Origin of the sequence: Burkholderia sp. BCC0398, assembly GCF_902833245.1 — a bacterium.
In the GTDB taxonomy this organism is placed as follows: Bacteria; Pseudomonadota; Gammaproteobacteria; order Burkholderiales; family Burkholderiaceae; genus Burkholderia; species Burkholderia sola.
Genome location: NZ_CADFEM010000027.1, coordinates 38905 through 45472 on the forward strand (window position 1 = coordinate 38905; position 6568 = coordinate 45472).

Sequence of the window (6568 nt, forward strand, 5' to 3'; positions counted from 1 at the left end):
TCAGGGTTGAGCGGCCTTCTCGGCTTCCATCTTGCGCAACACGAAGCGCTGGATCTTGCCGCTCGGGGTTTTCGGCAGCGCGTCGACGAAGTCGATCGCGCGCGGATAAGCGTGAGCGGACAGCCGCCGCTTCACGTGCAGACTCAATTCCTCGGCCAGTTCGGGCGTGCCGTCGAACCCTTTCGACAGGACGACGAACGCCTTCACGATTTCCGTGCGCTCCGGGTCGGGCACGCCGATCACGGCGGCCTCGCTGACGGCCGGATGCTCGATCAGCGCGCTCTCCACGTCGAACGGGCCGATCCGGTAACCGGACGACGTGATCACGTCGTCCGCGCGGCCGATGAAGCTCACGGCGCCGTCCGGCTCCAGCTCGACGTTGTCGCCGGTCCGGTAGTAACCGCCCGCGATCGCCGGCGTGTCCTGCTGCCAGTAGCCGCGGAACCACAGCAGCGGCGAGCGCCCGATGTCGATCGCGAGGTTGCCGGGCTCGCCGGGGCCGAGCTCGCGGCCCGCTTCGTCGAGCACCGCGACGCGATAGCCCGGCATCGCGAAGCCGGCTGAACCGACGTGCACCACGTGCGCGAGGCCGTGATGGTTGTTCACGACCATTCCGAGCTCGGTCTGGCCGTAGTGATCGTGGATCGGCGCACCGAGCGCCGCGTGGAACCAGCGCACGACTTCCGGATTCAGCGGTTCGCCCGCGCTGCTCACCACGCGCAGCTGGCCCTTCATGCGCGCGGCCGCTTCCGGCCCGGCCGCCATCAGCATCCGGAACGCGGTTGGCGAACCCGCGAGGCTCGTGATGCCGAGCCGTTCGATCACGTCATACGTGCTGTCGACCGTGAAGCTGCCCTCGTAGAGCGTCGTCGCATGGCCGAGGAGGAGCGGGCCGGTGATCGCGTAATAGAGGCCGTACGCCCAGCCCGGGTCGGCGATATTCCAGAACCGGTCAGTGGGGCGCAAATCGACCGCTTCGCGCATGTACGCGCCGAACGCGAGCAACGCGTACAGCGGCACCGGCACGCCCTTCGGCAAGCCCGTCGTGCCCGACGTCGACATCATCATGAACAGGTCCGACCCCTTGCGCAGCACGGGCTCGAACGTATCGGACCGCGCGTCGAGCGCCGCGCGGAAATCGATGTCGTGCGCCGACAGCGTCTCGCCTGCTTCGCGCACCGTCGCCACTGGCGGGCACTCGGCAATTTCGTCGAGCTTCGCGCGATTCGCGACGTTGGTCACGATCAGCCGCGCATCGCTCATGCGCAATCGGTGCTCGATCGCCTTCGGGCCGAACGCGGTGAACAGCGGCTGATACACGGCGCCCGCGCGCCACGTGCCGAGGATCGTCGCGACGAGTTCCGGCGTGCGCGGCAGCAGCCCGGCCACCACGTCGCCCGGCTTCACGCCCTGCGCAACGAGCAGGTTCGCGATCCGGGCCGAGAGCGCCTGCATCTGCGCGAACGTGAAGCGATGGTGCTGCCCGCCGGCGTCGATCCAGTCGAGTGCGATAGCGTCCGACTTCGCGTGCCGGTCGCAGCATTCGATGCACGCGTTCAGACCGCGCTCCAGGTCGCCGCTCAGTTGCGCGGCGGCGGTCTCGATACTGAATCGGGCCACGGCGTCGGCGTAAGCCGGCACCGCCCGGGCGGTAGCTCCTTCTGGCATGCGTGTCTCCTGTGCGTTATGGCCGCCGGCGAGCCAGGGGCGCGACGGGGATACATCGATAGTAGACAGCCCATACATTGCAATCAATGACAAACGGAATCTAGAATCGTGATCGTTTTTGCCATGTCGGGAGGACGCAGGAAAATGGGGCCGCAGATGATTTCGCCGGATTTCGTCGACGATGCGCTCGCCTGCCTGCGCCGGCGCGACCTGCCGACGGCGCCCGTGCTGCGCACCGCCGGGCTGCCGGCCGTCGTGCGCGAGCCCGTCACGCCGCAGCAGTACGGCCGACTGTGGCTCGCGATCGCGGGCGTGCTCGACGACGAATTCTTCGGCCTCGCCGCGCGCCCGATGCGGCGCGGCAGTTTCACGCTGCTGTGCCACGCAGTACTGCATGCGGGCACGCTCGATAAGGCGCTGCGGCGCGCGCTGCAGTTCCTCCGGGTCGTGCTCGATGAACCGCACGGCGAGCTCGTCGTGGCCGACGGACACGCGCAGATCGTGCTGGCGCAATCGGGCACGCCATACCCGGCGTTCGCATACCGGACGTTCTGGCTGATCCTGCTCGGCGTCGCGTGCTGGCTGATCGGCCGGCGCATCCCGCTGCAGCGCATCGATTTCGCGTGCCCGAGCCCCGGCCAGCGCAGCGACTATCACCAGTTCTTCGGCGTCCCCGTGCATTTCGACCGGCCCGACAGCCGGCTCGCATTCAACGCCGCCTATCTCGCGCTGCCGACGATCCGTTCGGAGCAGGCGCTGAAGACCTTCCTGCGCGGCGCGCCCGGCAACCTCCTCGTGCGCTACCGGCACGACACGGGCTGGGTCGCGAAGACGCGCGCGTACCTGAAGGCGCTGCCGGCCGCCGAGTGGCCCGACTTCGACACGCTGGCCGCGCGCCTCGACACGACGCCCGCGACGCTGCGGCGGCGTTTGCGCAGCGAAGGGCAAAGCTTCGCGGCGATCAAGGACGAGTTGCGCGGCGCGCTGGCCCAGTCGCTGCTGCGCGGGCACGCGCTCAGCGTCGCGGAGATCGCGGCCGAACTCGGCTTCACCGAGCCGAGCGCGTTTCATCGCGCGTTCCGGAAATGGACGGGCACGAGCCCCGGTGCATTTCGGCGCGACGTGCATGCGGCGAACGCGGAGTCTTGAGTGGCATGCAGGCGCGGAGCGTCTCGCCACGCGCCGCTGATACGATGCACCCACGTGGCTGCCGTCCGTTGTCCGCGGACCGCGGCGAACACCGATCCACCATCACCGCTCACGCTCCGATGCAAGCCACCCACTTTTCCGACACCGAACTGGCCGTTCTGCGCGCGCACGGTATCGTGCTGTTTGCCGGCCGCGTGATCTTCGACGCGCAACCGGCGATGGCGGCCGACCAGATCGCGGCCGTGCAGGCCTGCTGTCACGGCGACATTCCGCTCCCGTTGCTCGAGCTATGGCGCGTCACGGCCGGCGGCAGCCTCGACTACGACCTGACGCTGGAGATGAACGGCAATGTCGAAGCGATCAGCTGGAGCGAGTTGTTCTACAACGGCAGCGACGGTTACCGCGACCTGCAGGGATGGATCGACCATGAACTCGAACTGGCCGAAGAAGCCGCGGAAGAGAACGCGCACACGTGGAACGGCAAAATCGGTGCGCTGCCGTTCGGCGGCTTCGAATATTGCGACCGCATCTACGTCGTGACGGAGCCCGGCGCCCACGACTATGGCCATGTACTTGCGTGGAAACAGGGGTTGCCGCCCGCGTGGCGCGGCGCGATGCACGAGGACGGTGTCGCGACGATCGCCCCCGATCTGTACGCGGCATTCGGCGCGCTGCAGCTTCATGTCGACCCGCTGGCGCCCGGCGGCGAACCAGGCACCGGTGTCACGCTGCTCGAATACGTCGATGAACGCCGCGACGATCATGGCCTGTCGGCATCGCTGGCGGACAAGCTGATCGCGTTCTATCGACAAGCGGTGATCGACTGGCGCACGCCGCTCGCCGACGGCACACTCGGCGCGCAGCCGGTGCTCGCACGTCACGCATTGCGCCATGCGATCGATCACGACGATGCGGCACTCATCGCGCGATTGGCGCCGCTTGTCGCCGATCTCGGCGTGGCGCTCGCCGGCAGTTCGATTCCGACGGATTACGCGCTGCGACGCCAGAAGTTTTCCGCCGCCGCCGCGTTGCTCGCAGCAGGCGCACCGGTCGTGCCCGATGCGCTGGCATCCGTGTCCGGCGCCATACCGGCCACGCTGATGCGCATGCTGCTTGACGCCGGCGTGCAGCCGGATGCCGATGCAATGGCGCGTTGCGTCGCGGGCGGCGGCACCGATAGCGCACGGCTGATCGGCGCAGCGCTGTCGGCCCATGGCGTCGATACAGCAGCTGCCTACCGCGCGGCGAGCGAGAAACTGCTGGACAAGCTGCAGGCCGACATCCGCAAGGTTCGCGCCGGCAAGCTCAGCCACTATCTCGGGCTCGACGGGCTCGAAGAACACGCCGAGCGCCTGCGGACATTCGATTGCTGACGTCAAGCAGGCGCCGATGCGCCGTGGGTTTGCCTGCAGCATCGCCGTCCGGGTGCCGTTTGTTTGGATCGGATTTCTCCCACGTTCCGGTGCGAATCTGCATGAAGCTCGCCGCACCGCAGCGCGCGTATGACGTTGCACCCCGATCCGTCAGACCACATACTGGTCGGCCGGTCTGAACGAGGTTGCGCCGATGGTGAATGTCGATGGGAGCGCCGCTTCGATCTTCGGCGTGATCGGAACGGCCGTGTCGTTGCTGGCAGCGATCCCTTACGCGCTCGCGATCTACCGGCGCACCGTTCGCCCGCATCTGTTCACGTGGCTCGTGTGGTCGGTCGTCACGGCGATCGCGGCCGCCGGCCAGTTCGTCGCGGGCGCGGGGCCGTCCGCGTGGTGCACGGCGGCGATTGCCGTCACGTGCTTTTTGACGCTGATCGCCAGCCTGTTTCGCGGCGAGCGTGGCTGGACGGGCCTCGACTGGTTGTTCCTGTGCGTGGCACTGTCGGCCATTCCGCTGTGGATGCTGACCGACGATCCGACGGTGTCGATCTGTCTGGTCACGCTGATCGAGCTTGCCGGCCTTGGCCCGACCGTGCGCAAGACGATCCGCGATCCGTGGAGCGAGAGCTTCGCCTATTTCGCGCTGTGCGTGCTCAAGTACGCACTGGCGTTGCTGGCATTGAGCACGTGGAGTGTCGCGGTCGCGTTCTATCCGGTCGTCAATCTCATCGCGTCGATCGGCATCTGCCTGGTGATGCTGGTCCGACGTCAGTCGTTGTCAAATGCGCGGTAGGCTGCGTTTGTCGCCGCCGTGCCGCTTCCCTTCCGAAATGATGCGAGGTCTGACATGGATGCAATCCGTACCGTCATCGAACCCTGCGAAACCGCGCTCCGCGCAGCGATGCTGGCCAACGATGTCGAAGCGCTCGACGCGCTACTGGACGACGATCTGGTATTCACTGTCCCGACCGGCCAGATCATCTCGAAGGAGGACGACCTCACCGCGCATCGCGCGAAGCTTCTGCGTCTCGACACACTCGACGTCCACGAAATGCGTGCATGCGCGATCGACGAGATGATCCTGACCACGACGCGAGCGAAGCTCGCAGGCCATTTCGATGGCGCGGCATTCGCCGGTACGTTTGCCTATACGCGACTTTGGCGTCGATCGGACGCCAAATGGCGGGTCGTTGCCGGACATGCATCGCAGGTCATGTAATTGCGCCGGCCGTGCGGGGATCAATAGTGTCGGGCAAAGCCCCCGCGAGCATGCTGGCCATCAATCGGGCAGTGCTACGCCGCGGTTCTGACGATGCACTGATGAAGACGCCGGCCGACGTGGTGTCGGCAGTGATGAGAGACGAAATGCACAACCTATTTGCCGTGCGTTCTGCGCGTGCCGCGGACGCGGACGAACTCGCGCGACTGGCGCGCCTGTCGAAAGCGCACTGGGGCTATCCAAAGGAATGGCTCGACTTGTGGCAAAAAGATCTTACGATTTCGCCGGAGACGATCGAAGGGGCGATTGGCTACGTCGCGGAATCAGGCGAGTCGATCATCGGGTTCTGGATCCGAGCATCATTGGATTCGGATCTGCCGACACCCGGATGGCTGTTCGTTCATCCCGATCATATGGGCCAGGGCATCGCCCGTGCTCTGTGGGAATCAGTTCGGACCGAAGCCGCCGCGAGAGGAATTAAGCGCTTTGTGATCGAAGCCGATCCCAATGCTGCACCGTTCTATCTGGCGTTGGGAGCCGAAAAAATCGGCGAAAAAGAATCGGGTGTCATCCCGGGTAGATTCTTTCCGATCTTGCGGATTCCGGTCTGATAGGAGCAGATGGCAGCAAGATCGCTCACCGCGTGCAATTGATGGGATTGAGCTACCGACTGCGGTAACAGAGGTTGCAGCGGAAACAGCGGAGTTGGATCAGTCCGGCCAGCGGGCCTGATAACGCCGTTTACGCCCCAGCTCGTGTCGCGAGGCACACCGAACATTTCCGCCGCGCCAATGCAAAAACCCCCGCCTTTCGGGCGGGGGTTTCTGGCTTAGGCAGCCTGACGATTACCTACTTTCACACGGGAATCCGCACTATCATCGGCGTAGAGTCGTTTCACGGTCCTGTTCGGGATGGGAAGGGGTGGGACCGACTCGCTATGGTCATCAGGCAAAGGGGGTTGTTGCGTTGCTTCGCAGCGCAACCAATCTTGGAAGAAGCAGTAATTTTGAGTTGTGTGTATCACACACGAGAATCCAACTTGTCTCGTCTTGCTACGCAGGTCGCCAGTACTTCAACCGGCGCGCCGCATCGATCAGCTCCGCTGCTCGACGCTCTGCGTGGGATGCTCGTAAGTGCTGAAGCACTAACGATCATCGAC

The 6568-nt window shown here is 65.5% G+C and carries 6 protein-coding genes and 1 rRNA gene; 5 read left to right on the top strand and 2 right to left on the bottom strand.

The features are described from left to right. Complete coding sequence (locus tag HWX76_RS35065) at nucleotides 1–1668, bottom strand: acyl-CoA synthetase (RefSeq protein ID WP_176017050.1); 1668 nt, start codon at nucleotides 1666–1668, stop codon at nucleotides 1–3. A gap of 144 nt (nucleotides 1669–1812) precedes the next feature. Between HWX76_RS35065 and HWX76_RS35070 the strand changes: the two genes are divergently transcribed. The 5 genes from HWX76_RS35070 to HWX76_RS35090 all read left to right on the top strand — a co-directional run bounded on the left by HWX76_RS35070 (nucleotide 1813) and on the right by HWX76_RS35090 (nucleotide 6020). After that, nucleotides 1813–2817: an AraC family transcriptional regulator gene (locus tag HWX76_RS35070; RefSeq protein ID WP_124557670.1), complete on the top strand. Its 1005-nt coding sequence runs from the start codon at nucleotides 1813–1815 to the stop codon at nucleotides 2815–2817. Between the two features lie 119 nt (nucleotides 2818–2936). Continuing rightward, nucleotides 2937–4190, top strand: a complete 1254-nt coding sequence (locus HWX76_RS35075) for an SMI1/KNR4 family protein (protein ID WP_176017051.1) — start codon at nucleotides 2937–2939, stop codon at nucleotides 4188–4190. Nucleotides 4191–4383: 193 nt separating this feature from the next. Beyond that, nucleotides 4384–4983: a hypothetical protein gene (locus HWX76_RS35080; protein ID WP_050016186.1), complete on the top strand. Its 600-nt coding sequence runs from the start codon at nucleotides 4384–4386 to the stop codon at nucleotides 4981–4983. A 54-nt stretch (nucleotides 4984–5037) separates the two neighbouring features. Continuing rightward, entirely contained in the window at nucleotides 5038–5409 is a 372-nt protein-coding gene (locus HWX76_RS35085) for a nuclear transport factor 2 family protein (RefSeq protein ID WP_124557673.1), read from the top strand. Between the two features lie 146 nt (nucleotides 5410–5555). Then, nucleotides 5556–6020, top strand: coding sequence for a GNAT family N-acetyltransferase (locus HWX76_RS35090; RefSeq protein ID WP_050016196.1), 465 nt, complete (start codon nucleotides 5556–5558; stop codon nucleotides 6018–6020). Between the two features lie 225 nt (nucleotides 6021–6245). On the opposite strand, the gene rrf is transcribed toward HWX76_RS35090, so the two are convergent. Continuing rightward, a 5S ribosomal RNA gene (gene rrf, locus HWX76_RS35095) occupies nucleotides 6246–6358 on the bottom strand. Nucleotides 6359–6568: the final 210 nt, after the last annotated feature.

Bases quoted from the DNA above. Each gene is read 5' to 3' on its own strand.
- HWX76_RS35065 (WP_176017050.1), bottom strand. From the start codon at position 1,668: ATGCCAGAAGGAGCTACCGCCCGGGCGGTGCCGGCTTACGCCGACGCC.
- HWX76_RS35070 (WP_124557670.1), top strand. From the start codon at position 1,813: ATGGGGCCGCAGATGATTTCGCCGGATTTCGTCGACGATGCGCTCGCC.
- HWX76_RS35075 (WP_176017051.1), top strand. From the start codon at position 2,937: ATGCAAGCCACCCACTTTTCCGACACCGAACTGGCCGTTCTGCGCGCG.
- HWX76_RS35080 (WP_050016186.1), top strand. From the start codon at position 4,384: ATGGTGAATGTCGATGGGAGCGCCGCTTCGATCTTCGGCGTGATCGGA.
- HWX76_RS35085 (WP_124557673.1), top strand. From the start codon at position 5,038: ATGGATGCAATCCGTACCGTCATCGAACCCTGCGAAACCGCGCTCCGC.
- HWX76_RS35090 (WP_050016196.1), top strand. From the start codon at position 5,556: ATGCACAACCTATTTGCCGTGCGTTCTGCGCGTGCCGCGGACGCGGAC.